The organism is Roseburia sp. 1XD42-34 (genome assembly GCF_009917385.1).
Lineage (GTDB): Bacteria > Bacillota > Bacilli > Bacillales > Amphibacillaceae > Virgibacillus.
Window position 1 is genome coordinate 194,068 of sequence record NZ_QWLJ01000005.1, and the last position, 18,676, is coordinate 212,743.

An 18,676-nucleotide genomic window follows, 5' to 3' on the forward strand; every position below is an offset into this window, starting at 1 on the left:
AAAAAATGGTAACGCAAATACAAATTAATTCAGACGTTCTACGTAAATTAGTCGATATTATGCCAATAATGAAAGAACTTTTGCAAAATGAAAACATCCTCATCGGTGTAGTTGATTTAGAAAAGTATTTATATTATGCGCCTGGAAAAACACTTGATGCACAAGTAAACATTGGGGACCCCTTTTACGACCATGACTTATTTGGACAAGTGATTAATAATCGTAAGCGAACAATTATCAAAACACCTCCAGAATACGGCGAACCATTTAAAGGAATTGGCATTCCTATATTTGATCACGGTGATATGGTTGGCTGTGTGGGCATTGGTATTAGCTTAGATCAAGAGTATGAATTTCTTGATATTATCCAATCATTAGAAGAGCTTGCTGATCATGTACAAGGAAAAGCGCATACTATGTTATCCCAAACAGAGGAGTTATCAGCAACCGTTCAAGAATTAGCTGCTCAGGCAGAAAGTGTTGAACAAAGTTCAGGAGAAATAAACGAAGTAACAGTGTTTATCAATAAAGTTTCGGAGCAATCTAACTTGCTCGGCTTGAATGCGGCAATCGAAGCAGCAAGAGCCGGTGAACATGGACGGACTTTTTCTGTTGTAGCGAAAGAAATTCGTAAAATGGCTACTGACTCTTCCAGTGCAACAGAAAAGATAAGCTCTGTCTTAGACGATATTATGCAAAACATAGAACAAACAACGGAACAATTAACGGATATTGCTCAAGCAGTTCAAAGCCAGGAAAGTGAGGCAGAAGCATTTTCGCAGATGACCGAAGAATTAAATGAAATGACGAATAAATTAAAAAACCATGTTGAAATTTTAACAAATGAACTGGACTAAGCTTTATATTTAGAGCGGTGAAGAAAGAGAATATACATCTCTTTCTTCACAATACTAAATAAATATACTTACAGAAAAACAGATGCCGCTCCACCTTTTTAATTGGATAAATGATTATAATAGCCAAGGTTTGCTTGCCTATTTCAAAATATAAGTAGGATCCATAAATAACACCAATTATTTTTTCACTTTTATCAAAATAACAAAATCATACAAATAGCAAAATAAGCATTGACTTTTTGGTTATTAATTTATATAATGAATCTTGTCGTTAAAAAATATATTTACATATAGCTTACATAATTTGCGGGTGTAGTTTAATGGTAAAACCTCAGCCTTCCAAGCTGATGACGAGGGTTCGATTCCCTTCACCCGCTCCATATATGTCTTGTCCCAGTAGCTCAGCTGGATAGAGCAACAGCCTTCTAAGCTGTGGGTCGCAGGTTCGAATCCTGCCTGGGACGTACTTAACGCTATAAACCCCGTCATATCAACGGTTAAGGCTTCGGACAATCATCCGAAAAGTCTCCGATTGAATGACGGGGTTTCTGTATGTTGGACAGACGCTGTAGGACACTAGGAAGGAAGCCGTCGAACCTCCTGGACTAATGAAACGAGGAGAAAATTACAGAATGAATTGTAAATTTATCGGAACTAGAAAGCGAGCAACTACCGGAAATCTAGACGAGCATGCCCGAAACCTATGCGGCAGCCTCGCAAGGATAGTTTAACGATAGAACAGGCGTTAACTCGTTTCGTCAGAGCAAAGAAATGGAGGGTATCCAACTGCCTAGATTTCTAGAAAGAACCTTGCTTTTTACTGTTCCTTCGTTTCACAATAAAGATGGTCACCAATATCATGACACAAAGCGTGATGGGAATTGCCCACATTCCTACTTCTTTTACTATTAAGTTCCGTTCATATTCACTAGCTATAAAAGGCTTATCGACTTTAATATGACCGTTGCCAGACTCAATGTGAATGTCATTCATTTGGACAACATTATTTTCTTCCTTTAAATCGAGCCATGAAGCATTAGCTGCTTTTTCAAGGTTTTTCACGATTTCTTTCAATCCTTCTATACCTAAAAAAGGGTGATAGAATGCCGAAAGATAAGTCTTTGTAGACATTGAATACATATGGATCTTATCTACCATTTGCTGTAAGGATTCCTCACTCCCCCGTTCTATGTACCCTAATGTTTCAGGATACAAAGTCATTCCATGTAAAAAATTCGGACGGGTTTTGTACGGCGGAGAAAAAGACCCTTTCCAAGTATGATCGGTTAATTGCACTTGCCCAACATAAGCACTAAAATACTTTGATAAAACTTCATAACCTTGCTGTGACATCGTATAGTGCGGAGCTTCGAACGCAAGAGGATAAAGCCTATGTGCTACCAATTCTTGCACACCATGAATGATCGCATCTTCTATATAAGCTCTTTCATATTCTCTCGCTTCATTTAAATACGTCTCATATTCTACGGTTGAGTCGAAATCCTGTTTTAACTTAACAGCACTATGACGAGGCTGATAAATAGGCCTATCGTTATCCACATCCCAAAATTCAAATCCTTCCCCAGTTTCTGTTTTTCTATATTGGTGTTTGTATCCATGCATTACGATACTTGCACCGTTTTTCTGCATGTATTGTAATGTTTTCACCAACTCAGGAGAGTCCGAAAGATGAATAGTTTCTGTTTCACTATAATAAACCGGAATTACAGCAATCATATAGGGAATATTTTTTCCCTTCAAAAAATCTGCTTGCTCTCTTAATTGTTTTACATTTGCTTTGGGATGCACATCTTCCAACCTTAAATATTTCACGATTTGTTTATCTGGTTGCTGAAAAAATCCGTTAAAAGATTCTGTTAAAACCTCAGCAAAAGGACTATATAACGTTTCTCCAGCAAAATAATAATTGATATTATCTGTAATAATGATTGGGATTTTTTCATTGGCATGGTCATACCCGTTTGCCAACACAGAGGCGGTCTTATCAATTTCTACTGAATAAACAATTCGTTCATCCGGTAATTTTTGTTTAAAAGCATGGGGAATAAATTCAATTTGATTTATTAACACCTCTCGATTTACTTTTTGTAAAGGAAGTTTATTCCCAAATCGTGCAGCATTATGTCCAATTGAATAAAAATTTCCGGAGTAATTTATTATAGCGTTAATGACAGTATCGGGTAGCTTTTTTTCCACTCCTCCAAAATAAATAACATGGGTAAACATATTTAGAGGGCCATTTTTAAAAACTTTATCTTCTACCACTGTAATTTGGTCAGTGAATTGACCGACTAGGGAATCCAATGTTCGTATTTCTTTCATTTGCGCCTCATCATTTATACTATATAAAATTAAAACGTTCGGCTGTTCCATCTTTTCAGCATATATTAGACTAGGGATACTTACAAAAATGATAACTAAAAAACTTACAAATAATATTAATTTACGCACCAAAGCCAACTTCTTCCTTTTAATATGATCAAGATAAAACTCTATTCTGAACTATACCATATAATATTTATGAGTTGTATCCTATACTTCCTGTCGTAAAACCACCATCATTATAATTGCTCTAAGAAGAAAAGTACGAGGAACCCGTTTTTGCAACGTAGCGAATAAAACGAATCAACGGAACGGAGATAGAGGAATCATGCCACTAAAACTGGGGTATGTCGACATCTGGGCGACAAGCCCGTTTTTAGTCGGCCTTCCTCTTAGAGACGAACCAATGGTGACTTATCGTAGGGCGCATTTCTGAAGTCGCATCGTTGCTGGGCTCATGCGCCGGACGTGACTATTCGGTTATTTCGTTATCCCTAAGCACATCATTCTATGCTTTCTTATCTAACAATAAAAACTCATCACGGCACGTGACGAGTCTGCTCTCTATAAATTGAATCTTCCATTAGTGAGGGGTTTTCATTCATCCTCTAAGGTTTGTTGGTACTGTGTAATGGTATGACCTAAAGACCGCTTACAGAATAAGGCATTTAGGTCTGTCATCCATCACTTAGACTTGTTGCAGTACAGATTATAACTCCTGAAGCGGGAGCCTTACAGCACCTCTTATATGCAGGATAAAAATTCATTTTATAAGCTAAAATTTCCTGCAGAAGTTTCCCCTTCCCTACAAAATCTTTTATCGCAAGCATATGGTCTATAGGAGTTGGACCATTGGACCAATCGGGAATTTATATGTTGTTTTCCTCACTTAGATTTGACTTCTTTGCAACTACTTGGACTCCCCAAAGTGCGAGTTTTACAGCACATTACATTGAGGATAAGCTTGCTGTATAACTGGAGTCTTTTAATTGCTCTCCATCCACCGTATAGAATTGAACCCCAATCTCTTCTTTTACATCCCATTCCATTATCGCATACGTTTTTTCCTTTCGTCCACGAGGCAGGCGGATACTGCCAGGATTAATCAATAATTGATTTCCTTGCTGTTCTGCACCTGCAATATGCGTATGACCAAAGCAAATGATTTGTGCTCCTAGTTCCTCAGCGCGATAAGCCACATGTAATAAATTACGCTTTACTTGGTGAAGATGTCCATGCACAATAAGAAATTTCAAGTCATTAACGGTTAGAGTTTGTTCTTCAGGGTAACGGTTATCCACATCACAATTGCCCATAACAGTATAAAAACCAGCCATTTCCTTATCATCCATTCCTAATTCCGAATCCCCACAATGAATCAAAGCATCTACATAATGGCGCTGTTTAATCATTTCCAGTTCTGTTGTTAAACCATGACTGTCACTTACGATCAGTACTTTTGTCATAGAGAACCATCCTATCTGTTGTCTAAAAATAAGTCCTGTTTTTTTAAGTTTGTTTCTAATTGTTTGATAGCATTCCAACGGTGACTAATGACATTTTTTTCTCCTGCTGTTAACTGTGCCATTGTTTGTTCATAGCCGTCTGGGATAAAGATTGGGTCATAACCAAAGCCGTAATTCCCAACTGCTGCTTTCGCAATTTTACCATGACAATATCCTGTATAATATGTAGTAACTGAATTAGGGATAGCAACCGCAAGTACACAAATAAATCGCGCTGTTCTTTCTTCTTCTGGTACAGATTGTAATTCTGCCAATACCTTATTTATGTTTGCCTCATCGCTTTTATGCTCCCCAGCATATCGTGCTGAGTACACTCCAGGTCTTCCGTCCAATGCATCAATCATTAAGCCAGAGTCATCAGCGATTACAGGTAGTGATAATAAGGAAGCAATTTGTTCTGCTTTTAATGCTGCGTTTTCCTTAAAGGTCGTCCCTGTTTCCTCAATATCTGGTATGTTGTCTAATTCATTTAAGGATATTGCTTCAAGTCCATAAGCAGCAAATAATGCTTTAAACTCCTTCGCTTTCCCTTTATTTTTTGTTGCAATAATGATTTTTTTCATTTTATTTTTCTTCCCCTTGCGTACTAGCGTGTTTATCAATCTGTTCAGCTATGGAGCCTAATGCTTCTTTCTGCTTTTCAAACAGTGTCAATAAGCCCTCTTCGGCAAGTTGAAGCATGGTTTGAAGCTGTTTGCTTGTAAAAGTTGCTTCCTCCCCTGTACCTTGAATTTCAACAAACTCACCTGAGCCTGTCATTACAATGTTCATATCAACATGAGCACTGGAATCTTCTTGATAATTCAAGTCTAGAATTTCACTTCCATCCGGCAGTACACCAACTGAAGTTGCTGCCAGAAAATCCGTCACTGGCATTTTAGATATAACTTTATTTTCCACTAACTTATTAAACGCTAATGCAACCGCAACAAAGGCCCCTGTTATGGAAGCTGTCCTTGTGCCTCCATCAGCTTGTATCACATCGCAATCTACCCAAACTGTCCGTTCACCTATATTATTTAAATCAACGACAGATCGAAGTGCACGTCCAATTAAGCGTTGAATTTCCATTGTTCTACCGCTTACTTTTCCTTTGGATGATTCACGAATGTTTCTTTGTTCAGTTGCACGAGGAAGCATAGCATATTCGGCCGTAATCCACCCCTTCCCTTGTCCGCGCATAAACGGAGGAACTCTATCTTCAATACTTGCATTACAAATTACTTTTGTATTTCCTATCTGAATCAGCACAGAGCCTTCTGGGTGCTGAAGAAAATCAGTTACAATCGTGATAGGTCGTAAACTATTGACATTACGTTGGTCATTTCTCATTCTAACTCCTCCTTATTCCAACACTAGCTTAACATATTTTTCATCAAAAGCACTATTTAAATACATGGCTATCTCATTCATAGATGAAGTTATGCCTTGAAAATCATCTAAACATATGTTACCCGTCCAATATATGATTGGAAGTAGCTACATTATTTTAGTACCTACCTTCCAATTAACTTTCTTATAAAGAGGCATATTTATTACCGTCTCACTACTATTTTATCTACCTAATAAACACAAAAAGAGGCTAAAAAATAAGCCTCTTCTCTTTGGTTAAAGTTCCTCTGTTTCCGTAAACTGCTGGATAGTAACAGGTTCTGTATATGCCTCCCCTTCTTCATTCACTACCTGTTCTACATTGTCTATACCAACTTGAACCGACTCAATACCTTTTATTCCCGTCATTGTCCGTACTAGACTTTCCATCACATGATCAGATATCACGGCTTTATCTACATCTTTTAAAATTTCCTCATTAAATTGTAAGTGCAGCACACTGCCCTTTACTGAAGGTTCGCTGGTTAAAGTTGCTTTTGGATTAAATACTTGCATCACATTTTGTTCCACTCCCGGACCGTCAATTAAAGCATTCACAATTGTCATTAATTCGTCTTCTTCTTGTTCTATATATTGTGTAACAGGCACATAATAAGTATTATCGTTATGTTCAGCTGGGTAGAACATGGTTACCGTTTTACTATCCACTAAATTGTTTGCGCCCGTATCACTAATATTAATGCCATTTGCTCGTGAAAACCCTTTTCCTATCGGTGTACCATCCACAGGCATTTCTTGTAGTGCTTTCCCTTCTATTTGTAATTGCACTTGCTCCACATTCTCAAATTGCGTTAAAGAATACGTTAATGCTTCTAATATTTTCCGTTCATTTTCGGCTTCATAATTCGCAAATTCTTTCGATAAATCAACGATAATTGTGCCGTCTTCTTGCAAATTTACTCCTAATACTTCTGTTTCAGCTGGTAATACAGCTTGAAAGCCATTTGGTAACATTTGCGACACAGGACCATCCTGTACTAAATACTCCACTACCTGTTGAGCTACAGTGTGCGAGTCCGTTGTAGGCAATTCTAACGTTTGTGAAGCAACCATTCCATTCGCATCTAATAAATATAATTCACGAGCAACCGTATCCGTTTGCTCCTCAGCTTCTCCCTCCGCTTGCTTTTCATCTTTCGTTTCACCCTGATTATCAACGGGTTCTGCATTTTGTGGCGGATCCATTTCCTCGTTTAATGACTGCTCCCCTTGAAAGCATCCACTTAAAATGACTACAAGGCTCACCGCTCCCACTATAAGCATGCCGCGCTTTTGCATTTTTTCCCCTCCTACGATAGTTTGTACTATGATATATACGAGCCTAGGAAGTGAAATAGACCAAGCAACATGAAAAAAGCAAGATTCTTATTTAGAATCTTGCTTTTGATGTAAGACAGCTTTTTTGATCGTTATCATTTGTAAATTTCGCTCTTTAAAAATTCGTTCAGAAATTTGCATAAACATGTTCAAATCTCCAGTTGTGTAAAACTGATGAATCGGAAACACTTCTGTATGATTTAATAAATGTTGCATTTCTAATATGGTACTTGTTTCCCTAGCTGTTTCTTCGCTGGAAGAAATAAGTGTGACATCTGTCCCTACAACTAATTGGATTGTAGACTTTAGTAACGGGTAATGAGTGCAACCTAAAATAAGTGTATCCATCTGTTTTTGTTCCATCATAGGAATTAATGCTTCTTCAACTACTTGGATTGCTTTTTGTCCCTCCATAATACCTTGTTCTACCATTGGAACAAACATCGGACAAGCTTTTGCATATATGTCCAACTCTGCTTTAATATTTTTTAGCGCATCCGTATAGGCATGGCTTCTTACCGTTCCTTCTGTGCCGATAATCCCAATACAATTGTTTTTCGTAAATTTAATCGCCGCTCTAGCACCAGGCTGAATAACACCAATAACCGGAATGGATAAATGCTTTTTTAAAGAATCCAATGTAAACGCAGTAGCAGTATTACACGCTACAACTAACATCTTAATATCTTTTTCCAATAAAAACTCAACCATTTCCCAAGTAAACTGCTGTACTTCTTCTTTTGACCTTGGGCCATAAGGACAGCGTGCTGTATCTCCAACATAAATTAATTTCTCCTTAGGAAGCTGTCGCATTAATTCGGAAACTACTGTTAATCCGCCAACTCCCGAGTCGATGACTCCTATCGCTCGTTTCACTATATCGCCTCATCTTGAAGTTTATTTCTGTTCTTTTTCCTTCATTTGCTCATGCAAATATGCAAGCAATTCATGCAATTGATCAATCTGGTCATCCGAAAAATTTTCTAAAACCTCTCCTAAATAATGCTGTCGCTTCTCAATAACTTCATGGATAATGGTTTTCCCCTTTTCAAGAACATGAATTCGTACCACTCGCCGGTCTTTAGAATCACGCACTCGTTCAACAAGTTCATTTTTTTCCATCCGATCAACCAAATCAGTAGTCGTGCTAAATGCTAAGCTTATACGGTTAGATAGCTCTCCAATCGTTAAATCTCCTTCTTCCAAGAGCCATTGCAATGCAATAAACTGCGGAGAGGTTATCGGATAATTATGGAGAATTTTACGTCCGTTTTGCTTAATAATACCGGAAATATAACGCATACGCTTTTCAATTCGATTGATGGTTTGTTTAGTTTCATTCGATTTCAAAAAAGTGACCTCCTACTCCCCTATGTATCATATCTATTTTACATAACGAAACAGTCCTCCGTAAAGCAAACATCTTTGACAAGGGAATTTTTCCACTTTTATAATATGTGCGAAAATGGGTTTTCGACTCTGTTTTGTTTGGAAATGAAGATTTTTAATTCCCGAATTATATGCTCCCTCTGCTGTAACGCAAACGTCTCATACATTTACTATTAGGTATTTCCCATTTCTACTTCCATTCAAAACTCGTGGCAAATACAGCAAAATCTCTAACAAAAGGAGTTACCTCTATCGTCCTGATAGAGGCAGAGAAAAAACTTCTAAAATCTTAAGTTCCTTGAAGGAGAAAAAAACACTTTGCCTGCGTGCGATGTGTCACTGAGCCATAGCTTTTCTTGTCCTTGAAAAGAGCACCCACTTTTTGATGCCACGCTTCTTGAGATACATCTTACAGGCCCGAGCGAATCGGGAATTTTGATAATCCGTACTCCATCTTACACTTCTTTGTATTGTCTATAATTCTTAAAGGAGAAGTTTTACAACGCCTAACGTTTCGGAAAAATTTTCTAATCAACCACCATTCTTTATTGGTTATATTTTTTCATTATACAATGAAAACAGTAACCTTGCATTAAGTGGCTTCTCTAATTTAATAATTAGATTCAGTCTGTATCACTAGCAAAAGAGAATTTCCATCCTTTTTTTCTAAGCACGGGTTTGTTGTGGGCTTGTTAAGCTTGCATTCCGCGTCATATAGGATACGAAATTCTTATGAAACAGATGATCCAATCATTCTCTTACTATTAACTAATTCGTAATTTTAATTCTGGTTTCATACTTGCAAGGACAGGAGATTTCGGTAACGCCATGTTAACCATCTTCTCCATCTGATCTTTGGAGCAGAAGTCTTTGCTTTGAACAAAAAAATGGATTTAATATACCACCGTCACCTTCTTCCAATTCTTAAAAACACAGCTGCATTCAAGTCTACTACTTCTACAGTAGCTTCAACAGCTTCAGGAACCATTTGTTGCTAGCTCGCCATACTTCAAATGGGACTGCAAAACAGCTCCTTGCTGTTCCAGTTAGCATTTCCACTGGCTATGCTCCTTGTTCATCCCCTCCTAACGATGCAGACTCATCCATCGTAATTAGAGCAAAATCGCGAATTTACTCAGATTTTTTACTGCCGACTCCCATGTCACCCTTCGACTACCAAGATTTCATCTTTTTGTTTATGCAGTGAAGAAATCTGTTCCCCTTTGTTATAAGATATATATCTTTTATTTTCTATTGTTTGTTAATTGATGAACAAACAAAAGGATTACTATTGTTAATTATAGAAGATGTTCCTTCTACCATACCTGTAACTCCTTCTTTAATATAAAGTGAATCTTCAAGCCGTGGTGGATTTTATTCATCTCCCACGGCTTGTTAGAACTGGAATGGTATGGTTTAAAGGTTTCTTATGGAATATGGCATTTAGATACTGTTATCTACCCCTAACCTTGTTGTTAACACAGGTTATCCAACTCCTGAAGTGGGGTCTTACACACCTTATATGCGGGATTAACATGCGACTCATTGGCAAGCAACCGTTGTTAATTTTTATACAATATAACAATTTTAAAAATGGACCTGCCACATGCTTTACATATGGTAGATCCATTGAAGGCATTTCACTGCATCAATTGCATGATTAAAATTGCAATTGCTGTGATTAATAATCCCAGATTTCCTGGGCAAATAGAAAAAATTGATTTTCTATACTCCTTTGAATCCGAAACCGAGCAACTATTGCACGTCCATTTCTTTTTGAATGGCTTATTAAACATAATTAGCTCTTCAGTGCTTCTTGAACTTTGTCAGGATCAAAGCCAATAATCCATTTCCCGTTAATTTTTGTTTGGGGTACTCCCATTTGTCCAGTGGTTTCTACTAATTTTTGTCCAGCCTCTCGATCTGTTTGCACATTTATCGTCTTATATGGAATGTTATTTTCCTTTAAATAATTTGTCATCATCGTACAAAATGGACAAGTTGACGTAACATATACTTCTGCTGTAGCTTTCATGTTAAAATTCTCCTTTATCTATAGTATTAATTTAATCTCATTTTATACCCATATAGGTATATAGTCAATAAAATTGCTCTTCATAGCTTTCTCTTCATTTGATCTAATTTAGTTAAACAAGCCAAGGTGAGGATTTTAAGTTACCCCTAACTGGAACAGTTATAAAGGTTAACTAAATATTTCCATTAAGGAAGTGCAATGCCTAGCTCTTTTCCTTTATTGTCATTCATGAAGTTATTAGAAGTTATTAGAAGTTATTGGACGGAAATTGCGAATATAGGTTATATGCTTTTACAGATTATAACCTTTTTCGCTACATAAAATACACTTGCTATTTCTTCAAAAAATGAAAAAATTAGCAAGTGTAATCATCGGCTAGTAGTTTATAATTTCACTAGAGAATAGTCCTTCTTATCCTAATTAGTTTCTATTTTCAAGCCACTTATTGAGAGATCAATTAATTCTTAAATCGCATTGACCAGTAAACTGTCCTTGTAACCATCACAAACAGTATGATAAACCTGTACAAATATTAGGAATGGATTCAGCATGCTAAAAAACCTTGCTACCGCTTTTATATACGTCGGGTAAGGTTGTTTTAATTTTTCATATCGAATCCCTAACTTCGTAGAAGCAACGGATTAGCAAAATTTAGGTTCTATCTTCATTCAATACTTTAACACCGCTAATCAAATTCAGAATAAAATAATAAATGTTTATAATAACGGCTAGTATACCGGTTATAAGCATCAAACCACCGCTTATGGTTTCATTCATGTTACTAACACCTACCGTTACAACAGCAATCATTAATCCAACAATAGTTATAAATGGAACAAGATGCATTCCTAAAGCTTTTTTCGCATGTTGCTTAACGTTTTTATCAGCTAAGAAATAGACAAGAATAGGAAAAAGAAACGGAGCAAAAAACACACTAAAATAACAGAGAGAGGATAAAATATTATTAGGTTTCATCGTTTACCACCTATCCATTTGTTTGCTGTTTTTATTTTACCACGTAAGCAGTTAAAATAACCTTACATTATTGAAAGCTGTTAATATATTCTCACCTATAATGGTTAATATCTCGAATGTAAGGTGTCATAAAATTTCCACTTCAAGAGTTACAGCAATATAAAGAGTCTATGTGAATTACATCATCTAAATACCCTTTTCGCTAAGTCCTTTAAGTCAAATTATTACAGTACTAACAAAAAGAACCCCACACCATTTGAAAATGAACTTATTAAGATCGAAAATGATTAAAGCCTAAACAAGTTAAAGAGACCTTAAAAATAGAACTATCTCCATATACACAGAGATAGTTCTATTTCTATAAGCATTATTGTTTTGCATTAAAAGCATCTAACATCCAAATGTGTTTTTCCAAAGAAGCTTTAATACCAATAAATAAGTCGCTGGTTGGTTGGTCTTGTGATTCTTCAGCAACTTCAATGATTTCATTGGATTCATTTACGATTTGTTGAAAATCTTTTGCTAGCTGAGCAACCATTTCATGATCCGTTTCTTTCCCCTCTGCTTCATTAATTGTAGCTGCTTCAAGATAAGCTTTTAATGAAGAAAGTGGTTTCCCTTTAATCGTTAACACCCGTTCAGCAATTTCATCAATATAACCTGCAGCTTCATCATAGTATTCTTCAAACTTTTCATGTAATGTGAAAAAATGTGCCCCATCTACATACCAATGATAGTGATGAAGCTTCGTATAAAGGATATTCCAGTTGGCTAATTGTTTGTTCAATGCGTCTACTAATTGTTGGTTCATCTAATATCTCTCCTTATGTCTTTGTTCACATTTATTATACACTTTTTCATTATTTTTATCAAATAATATTATCATTTAATAATAGTTATAAATTAGAACTTGTGTTAGCAGAAGTTTTCTTTTATCCCTCCCCGATTGTTCGTATCAATGAAGTATTTAATCGGCATTATTTATTGTTCATTTACAGGATATTTTTTCTGTGCACCTACCCACTCTTCTCCGTTTTCCCATATTTCTTTTTTCCAAATCGGGACTATTTGTTTGATTCGATCGATAGCATATTCATTCGCTTCATAAGCTGCTTTTCGATGTGGCGAAGCAACAGCAATTAAAACAGCAATGTCAGAAATATGTAATTCTCCGATTCGGTGAACAATCGCAACCTTAATTCCAGGCCACTTTGCTTCCATTTCTGCTCCTATTTCCGCTAATTTTTTCTCAGCCATTGGGATATAAGCTTGATACGATAAGTAAAGCGTACGGATACCATGTGTCCATTCCCTAACATTTCCAGTAAATACAGTAACCGCTCCAGCGGCAGGATGAAGTACATAATCCATATAGGCTTGTACTTCAATCGGCTCTGTTACAATAGCGAACGGTTTCATCACGATAGACCTCCTCCCAGCCACTTCCATAACCAGTTATTTAAAGCTTGCTCTTCCTCACGAGAACCGATCTGTGGAAGAGAAATAGGTTTACTTTTTATACCAACTACTAATTCAATATCCTGTAATTGTTTCAATGAATCCCAGTCCGCTTCATTTTTCACTAAGACAACTTTTGGACCGTTTTCTTCTTTAAATCCTTCGATCAGTAATATGTCTGGTTGGTCGATCGTGGCAAGCTTTTTCAAGCGCTCAAAATCAGGGGTATCATTTAACATCATTTGTACAGCACCGCCACCAGAAACAATCGACATATCAGCACCACTTTGGAAAAACCGCATCGAATCCGTATTTTCATCTGGCATTTTTAGACTTCCATGCTTCCCGTGATGACCGTGCTGCTTGATCACCGAAACAGAAAATCCTCTTTCCTTCAAAAAACTTATCCAGCGCGATACTAAGGTAGTCTTGCCACTATTTTTAAATCCTACTACATGCAACGTCTTCATAGTCGCCACTTTTCCTCCCCTTGGTCCACACCTAAAAGCAAAATATCAACTTGCATGCCCTTTCTATATCCGCTAGAACCGCTAGGCAAAACAATGAGACAGTTTCCTCGAGCGATAGAAGAGATCGCATTGGATTTATTAAAGCCAGCAGGAATTGCTATCACACCCTGTTTCGTCATTTTCCAAATGCCACGTATGAACCGAGTGAACGGATTATGTTTAGTAAAAGCTTCACCTAACGTTGCATGGATATGGGCTAAGTATGGCTCGTTACTTCCCATCATGGTCAATATCGCTGGTCGAGCAAATAATTCAAATCCAGTAAAACAAGCAGAAGGGTTTCCAGATAAACCGAATAGAAGTTTATCGCCTAAAGCGGCTACTGTCGTTACACTCCCAGGCCGCATCATCACTTTATTAAACAGCACCTTAGCTCCGAGTCGTTTATAAAGAGCCGGTAAGTAATCATAATCACCAACTGAAACCCCACCAGTCGTAATAACCACATCTGTTTCCTGCAATGCCTGTTCCATTACTTCCATACATGCATCCAAATCATCTGGTAACATACCATAAGAACGGCATGAAATACCTAATCTATCTAATTGTGCTTGAATCATCGGACCATTGGAATTACGAATCTTTCCTGGTTGTAATGATTCGTTTACATCCAGTAACTCCGTTCCAGTAGCAAGCACCCCTGCAATCGGTTTTTTAGTAACATTTACATTAGCATATCCAAATGTCGCTAATAAAGCGATGGTTCCTGGATGAATTTTCGTACCTGGCTCTATAAGCACCTCACCCTTTTTAGCATCTTCTCCCTTAAAAGAGACATGATCACCAGGCTGAAGTGACTCTAGCACTGTGAAGCCATCGTTTGTCTTTGTCGTCTTCTCGAGCATCACAATTGCATCTGCCTGTTCTGGCAAAATAGCACCAGTCATAATTCGATAGGCTTCATTTTTGCCAATTGGAACTTCTGGCAGTTGTCCAGCACCGATTTCTCCAACAACATGAAAGGCAATTGGATGATGCGGTGACGCCCCAACGGAATCTTCTGCCCGAATCGCATATCCATCGTACGCAGAACGATTAAACGGTGGCACAGCATGAGTTGCAATAATGGGCTCTCTCAATATATACCCACTTGCTTTTTCAAGTTCTATTTTCTTGATTGGTAATGGTTGAACATGATTTATTACACGTTGGATTGCATCTGACACAGGTATTGGATTTCTTTTTTCTATCATTGGTCTCTCCCCGTCTTTCTTTACCATATTTCACCCAAATAACTGATGATACAGTTTCCTTCCTTGGGATATATCTTTTAATCCATGAATAAATAATCTGCCATTTTGAAATAAGATACAACGGTACGATTGAATGTAAAACTCTATAAAAAAGTCTGTAATTCGATGCTTGACACCTAGTCTTTTTACTACTTGTTCGCCATCAGAGATAGCGAGCTGTCGTTTCGCAATAGGAATGACTTGGACCGTATCTCGTCCACATAATACAGCAAAGCTTGTTTCTTCTTGCTTCTCAAGGGCAGGATAGGTAGCTTGAAGCGAACAAGTTGGACAATCTTCCTTTTTCATACGGGAAATTCCCACTTCCATAAATGAATTATTCCAAATATCAAAGTGAAACAATTTCGTCCGCAATTTCTCGCTATTTCCAGTCAACCATTTCAAAGCTTCTGTACTTTGGTTAGCTGCTACCATACTAGCAGCAGGAGCAATAATTCCAGCCGTATCACACGTTTGTGTGACGGCCGGAAGAGCTGGTAACAAACAACGAAAGCAAGCTGTCTGTTGCGGAACAAACGGAAACACTACTCCCGTACTCCCCACACACGCGCCATATATCCACGGCAATCCACGCTTCCAAGCGACATCATTGATTAATAGCCGGGTTTCAAAATTATCCGTCGCATCCACGATTAAATCCGCATCTGAGACAAGCTGCTCCAGCAAAGGACCGTCAACATGGTCGAGCACAATATGTATGTTAGCATCTTCTCGAACATTCTGTAACACTCGCTTGGCAGCGATTACTTTTGGTGTTCCTTCCCGAGCGTCTTGTTCTGTAAACATTTGCTGGCGCTGTAAATTGGACATTTCCACGTAATCACGATCTGCAATCGTCAGCTTCCCAACTCCAGCGCGAATTAACGTTTCTGCTATGTTTGTTCCTAGCGCTCCGCAACCAATCATAACAACATGAGAAGCGGCTAATTTTGATTGACCTTTTTCTCCGATTGGTTGAAATAGCATTTGTCGAGAATATCTTTCTTCCATTATATCCCCTCCTCATAGTGATTAGCTAACAAGATCGAGCATTTCATATTAAGCGCAGAAATTCAAATTTTCTCCTCTATTACACAGAATCGGAATAATAACGGATCCAAAAAGGGAAGGCTTAATTCATCCAGTAATAAGAAAACTTTTCCATCCGATTTTAAATAGTAGTTAGAAAAATGAAAATCTTAACTGAGAATTTCTTGTCATCTGCTTTTGATGATATCGTAAAAAGAGTAAGCACTTAAATTGCTTTGAGATATACCCATATGTTATTTTGACATAACAAAGTATTTATTTTATCTAAGACATACTAACTAACCTTAGGAGATATTTTTCCACAAGCTTTGTTGGATGACAACATTGATTAACTACCGAATGTATACTTTTATTTTACGAGAAAGACAAAGTAATTACCAAGGTATTTCATTTTTTATACACTGGGAGGTATATTATATGAAAATATTGAATTCGTATTATCCATCATCGAAAGAGATGCTCGCAACGTTACAAAAGTATGCAGACACAACCAAAGATCTCACAAAAAATGAAACCCTTTTCACATCTGGAGATGAAGTTAACGTCTTCTACATTGTTCAACATGGTAAACTCATGCTTCATAAACCAACTGCTGATGGACGTGAATTTACAATTCGAATATGTAGGCAAGGTGATATCATTGGTCATCCATTATTTTTCCCCCACCAAACCAAACATCTTCTGCATGCAACTGCCTTAGAAGAAAGCAAAGTATTCATTATACCCATACAAAAATTACCAGACATTTTTATGAAAGAAAATGAATTCATGTTGCATTTACTTCAAGATATCTCTAGAAATGCCATTCGAGATCAAATGAAATTACGCGATTTAGTGATGTACGGAAAAAAAGGTGCTCTTTATGCTACATTAATTCGGCTCGCCAACAGCTATGGGAAACATATTGAAAATGGCATACTAATAAATGCTGCTCTTACCCATCAAGAATTAGCTAATTTCTGTGGGACTTCTCGGGAAAGTATTAACCGTCTATTAAGCGATCTACGAAAAAAAGAAATTATTTCTACGGAAAACAATAGGATTCTTATTCATGACTTAGCTTTTCTAAAGTACACCATTCATTGTGAAGAGTGCCCCGTTGACATTTGTACCATTTATTAATTCCGGATTTTAATTATCGGTAGGGCTATACCGAGGTCTATTCGTTTACATATACATAGACTTCTCCTATACTTGTAAAAATTAGCTTAGTTTGGAATTAAATGTTAGAATATTACAATAATTAAACCCAAAATAAAAAGTCTGTTTATTCAAACATTATATATTTATTTTTCTAAAAACGAAAACCATAGCATCACCATTTACGTCACATGCATGCTGCCGTAAACCTCTCTTTAAGAATAAATGAACAATCTAGTGAGAAATAACGGCAGCTAAATGATTATTATTTGTTTTAGACTTTTAGATCATGTCATTTGTAAGATAATAAGGAGCATTTAATTAACCACTAAATATATTATATAATAAGGAAATACGATTTAACTAGATGCAAGGTGAATAAAAAATTTGGTACCATTTATACTCTATGTTAATGCTTTTGGTAGCTTTTAAGCATCTTTATCTTCTACCCATAGTTGATAGTGGTTTATTGTACTTTTGCATTTTTTGAAGCTACAGACTACATGATTTAGCTATAAGAATGTGCTATTCCCATATCTATTATTCTTTTTTATCCGAACTCTCATCGTTCATAAGATCATTTGTGGCATTTTTAAATTCCTTTAATGTACTACCAGCTGCTTTACCAAGTTCAGGAAGCTTCGATGGCCCAAATATAATTAATGCAATGACTAAGATTAAAATTAATCCTGGAATACCGATACTTGAAAACATAAAATCACTCCCTTATTTCTTATTGTCCAATCATAGAATCATAATTTAAGCTTAGGTCTTCTATTGAATCATTCCTGTGAATACAATACTAGATGCTTTTAATTAGTATATTTATAAAAAGAGGTTATTTTAATGAACTACTTCCTCCATTGTTTCTATATAATAAGGAATAAATGCTCTGAAAAATGGATCAGAAAATTTGTTTTGATGTTGTCTCCAGATAGCGTTTAAACAAGGTACTAAATAGTGATCATACAATTCTTTACGAACATTGGTTAATTGATTTGCAAGGTTTCCATCTCCCTCTTCAAGTGCAGCCATTTCCTCTTTTAGAGTGGCTGTAATAAATGCTGTTAAACTCCCAATATGGTCTGGAAATGCTTCGCGTTCTATAGGATAATAAAAACCCATTTTTTCATAAACACCGATTAAGCAAAGAAGATCCTGTTTTGTATCGACTTCCTCATTTTCCGACTTGCCGCGGTAACTGGACATATACGGAGGTATAAAATACTTACCTGGGATTGAGAAGTAATTCTCGTGCCAAATTTTCGTCTCCTCTCGCGCATAAAATGTATGAAAGGAAAATTGGTCCACAAGATTTTTAGGTAACTGGTTTACTATCTGTTCATACTTATCCCAATCACCGTACCATATATGGGTAAATAATTGAGTCAAAACAAGTTTTCCATACGTTTCTACTTGCGTTTCAAACATA

General features: G+C 36.8%; 18 protein-coding genes and 2 tRNA genes. 4 read left to right on the plus strand and 16 right to left on the minus strand.

Annotated features, from left to right (window positions below; translation table 11 throughout):
- The first annotated feature begins 5 nt into the window (after positions 1–5).
- From D1839_RS04280 to D1839_RS04290, 3 genes are all read left to right on the plus strand, one after another.
- Positions 6–857: a methyl-accepting chemotaxis protein gene (locus D1839_RS04280; RefSeq protein ID WP_120378525.1), complete on the plus strand. Its 852-nt coding sequence runs from the start codon at positions 6–8 to the stop codon at positions 855–857.
- Between the two features lie 306 nt (positions 858–1,163).
- A tRNA-Gly gene (locus D1839_RS04285) sits at positions 1,164–1,237 on the plus strand.
- Positions 1,238–1,247: 10 nt separating this feature from the next.
- Positions 1,248–1,321, plus strand: a tRNA-Arg gene (locus D1839_RS04290).
- 334 nt (positions 1,322–1,655) lie between these two features.
- Here D1839_RS04290 and D1839_RS04295 read toward each other — a convergent pair.
- The 14 genes from D1839_RS04295 to D1839_RS04360 all read right to left on the minus strand — a co-directional run bounded on the left by D1839_RS04295 (position 1,656) and on the right by D1839_RS04360 (position 16,065).
- Positions 1,656–3,329 (minus strand): DUF2334 domain-containing protein, encoded by a 1,674-nt coding sequence (locus tag D1839_RS04295; RefSeq protein WP_286164724.1) that lies wholly within the window; start codon positions 3,327–3,329, stop codon positions 1,656–1,658.
- Positions 3,330–4,147: 818 nt separating this feature from the next.
- Complete coding sequence (locus D1839_RS04300; RefSeq protein ID WP_120378523.1) at positions 4,148–4,666, minus strand: metallophosphoesterase family protein; 519 nt, start codon at positions 4,664–4,666, stop codon at positions 4,148–4,150.
- Between the two features lie 11 nt (positions 4,667–4,677).
- Positions 4,678–5,289: an XTP/dITP diphosphatase gene (locus tag D1839_RS04305; protein ID WP_120378522.1), complete on the minus strand. Its 612-nt coding sequence runs from the start codon at positions 5,287–5,289 to the stop codon at positions 4,678–4,680.
- 1 nt (position 5,290) lies between these two features.
- A complete protein-coding gene (gene rph / locus D1839_RS04310; RefSeq protein WP_120378521.1) occupies positions 5,291–6,058 on the minus strand; it encodes a ribonuclease PH in 768 nt (255 codons plus the stop codon).
- 276 nt (positions 6,059–6,334) lie between these two features.
- Positions 6,335–7,396, minus strand: coding sequence for a GerMN domain-containing protein (locus D1839_RS04315; protein WP_120378520.1), 1,062 nt, complete (start codon positions 7,394–7,396; stop codon positions 6,335–6,337).
- 87 nt (positions 7,397–7,483) lie between these two features.
- Entirely contained in the window at positions 7,484–8,311 is an 828-nt protein-coding gene (gene racE, locus D1839_RS04320; protein WP_120378519.1) for a glutamate racemase, read from the minus strand.
- Positions 8,312–8,332: 21 nt separating this feature from the next.
- Entirely contained in the window at positions 8,333–8,785 is a 453-nt protein-coding gene (locus D1839_RS04325) for a MarR family winged helix-turn-helix transcriptional regulator (RefSeq protein WP_120378518.1), read from the minus strand.
- Positions 8,786–10,622: 1,837 nt separating this feature from the next.
- Positions 10,623–10,859, minus strand: coding sequence for a glutaredoxin family protein (locus tag D1839_RS04330; RefSeq protein ID WP_050353240.1), 237 nt, complete (start codon positions 10,857–10,859; stop codon positions 10,623–10,625).
- Between the two features lie 651 nt (positions 10,860–11,510).
- Positions 11,511–11,834: a DUF4870 domain-containing protein gene (locus D1839_RS04335; RefSeq protein WP_120378517.1), complete on the minus strand. Its 324-nt coding sequence runs from the start codon at positions 11,832–11,834 to the stop codon at positions 11,511–11,513.
- Positions 11,835–12,201: 367 nt separating this feature from the next.
- Positions 12,202–12,645 (minus strand): Dps family protein, encoded by a 444-nt coding sequence (locus D1839_RS04340; RefSeq protein WP_120378516.1) that lies wholly within the window; start codon positions 12,643–12,645, stop codon positions 12,202–12,204.
- Positions 12,646–12,815: 170 nt separating this feature from the next.
- Positions 12,816–13,253 carry a molybdenum cofactor biosynthesis protein MoaE gene (locus D1839_RS04345; protein WP_120378515.1) on the minus strand — a complete coding sequence of 146 codons (438 nt, stop codon included), beginning with the start codon at positions 13,251–13,253 and terminating at the stop codon, positions 12,816–12,818.
- Positions 13,253–13,762 (minus strand): molybdopterin-guanine dinucleotide biosynthesis protein B, encoded by a 510-nt coding sequence (gene mobB / locus D1839_RS04350; protein ID WP_120378514.1) that lies wholly within the window; start codon positions 13,760–13,762, stop codon positions 13,253–13,255. The genes D1839_RS04345 and mobB overlap by 1 nt, the downstream gene beginning before the upstream one ends.
- A complete protein-coding gene (locus D1839_RS04355; RefSeq protein WP_120378513.1) occupies positions 13,759–15,015 on the minus strand; it encodes a molybdopterin molybdotransferase MoeA in 1,257 nt (418 codons plus the stop codon). Before D1839_RS04355 ends, mobB begins: the two co-directional genes overlap by 4 nt.
- A 30-nt stretch (positions 15,016–15,045) precedes the next feature.
- The gene (locus D1839_RS04360) at positions 15,046–16,065 is read right to left on the minus strand and encodes a ThiF family adenylyltransferase (protein ID WP_120378512.1); all 1,020 of its coding nucleotides are present in this window, start codon (positions 16,063–16,065) and stop codon (positions 15,046–15,048) included.
- A gap of 456 nt (positions 16,066–16,521) precedes the next feature.
- Here D1839_RS04360 and D1839_RS04365 point away from each other — a divergent pair, with 456 nt between their 5' ends.
- Positions 16,522–17,226, plus strand: a complete 705-nt coding sequence (locus tag D1839_RS04365; RefSeq protein WP_158589595.1) for a Crp/Fnr family transcriptional regulator — start codon at positions 16,522–16,524, stop codon at positions 17,224–17,226.
- A gap of 558 nt (positions 17,227–17,784) precedes the next feature.
- Here D1839_RS04365 and D1839_RS04370 read toward each other — a convergent pair.
- Positions 17,785–17,958 (minus strand): twin-arginine translocase TatA/TatE family subunit, encoded by a 174-nt coding sequence (locus D1839_RS04370; protein WP_120378510.1) that lies wholly within the window; start codon positions 17,956–17,958, stop codon positions 17,785–17,787.
- A 129-nt stretch (positions 17,959–18,087) separates the two neighbouring features.
- Positions 18,088–18,675 (minus strand): molecular chaperone TorD family protein, encoded by a 588-nt coding sequence (locus tag D1839_RS04375; protein WP_120378509.1) that lies wholly within the window; start codon positions 18,673–18,675, stop codon positions 18,088–18,090.
- Position 18,676 lies beyond the last annotated feature (1 nt).